Origin of the sequence: Pseudomonas sp. 7P_10.2_Bac1 (assembly GCF_025465935.1) — a bacterium.
Taxonomy (GTDB): domain Bacteria; phylum Pseudomonadota; class Gammaproteobacteria; order Pseudomonadales; family Pseudomonadaceae; genus Aquipseudomonas.
In genome coordinates, this window is sequence record NZ_JANLNV010000084.1 from 1 (window position 1) to 216 (window position 216).

1 protein-coding gene is annotated in these 216 nt (G+C 55.6%); it reads left to right on the forward strand.

The window, feature by feature from the left end:
* Nucleotides 1-204 (forward strand): hypothetical protein (locus tag NTD86_RS19400; RefSeq protein ID WP_262204578.1); only part of this gene is annotated, 204 nt, incomplete at its 5' end.
* Nucleotides 205-216 lie beyond the last annotated feature (12 nt).

Sequence of the window (216 nt, forward strand, 5' to 3'; positions counted from 1 at the left end):
CATGCCGGGACACCCACTGCGCAGAACCTCCACTCGGCCTCCCGAAGGGGCGGACAAATCAAAAACCAAAGCAACAGCAACAACCAAATCAAAAGATTGCAGCCTGCGCAGCAGGCCTTGTGGCTTTTGATCTGGTTTGTGATCTTGATGTTAAAGGCCCCATTAAACCCTGCTGGCCGAGCGCAGGTTTTGCGCAGTGGGTAACCCGGCAGGACG